Consider the following 686-nt stretch of genomic DNA (forward strand, 5'->3'; position numbering starts at 1 on the left):
GTCCATTGGCCATTCTCGTACTTAGCACCGCCGCCAAAATAGGTCGCAAGTTGCTCGTTCAGAGAATAGAGTTGACCACCGGTAACGGCATCGGTTGAGCCAGACGCAATATTTCCATCTAATAAATGTGTAATCTTACTCTTTGTCTTTGCGCTATCCTTACCATGATCAGCAACAAACGCGTTATCTTCATTGCTCCACAATAAAGCATCACCTTTCACCTGTTGCGTAACTTTACCGACTGCTTCTGTTAATTTATCTTCTACTTTCTTGATATTGGTATCAAGCTGCCCTTTGTTAACAGCTTCATTATCTTTTACTGCTTCCTTAACACCAGAAAGAGTCCGGTCAGCTTTAGAAACGCTTGCTATATTGATTTCAGTACCTGCTACTTCTTTACCAATGGTGATAAGATTCGTGGCGAGATCTTTCTTAACAAGACTATCACCTGTTACACTGCTAATCTCATTAGCAATCTGTTTAGTAATCTCACTCTTTATATTTGTGAAAGACGTACCAACTCCAGTCAAAGCTTCCGCTACATTCTGATACGTCTTCTCTTCTTCCTCACCATCTTCCTTAACTGTCTTGACTTTAAAAATAGGAGCGGTCCATTGGCCATTCTCGTACTTAGCACCGCCGCCAAAATAGGTCGCAAGTTGCTCGTTCAGAGAATAGAGTTGACC

1 pseudogene is annotated in these 686 nt (G+C 41.8%); it reads right to left on the reverse strand.

Annotation, left to right across the window (positions count from 1 at the left end):
• Positions 1-686: pseudogene (locus ACFIO5_RS12020) on the reverse strand (Vomp family autotransporter); the annotation flags it as partial.

The organism is Bartonella sp. AA86SXKL (genome assembly GCF_042196885.1).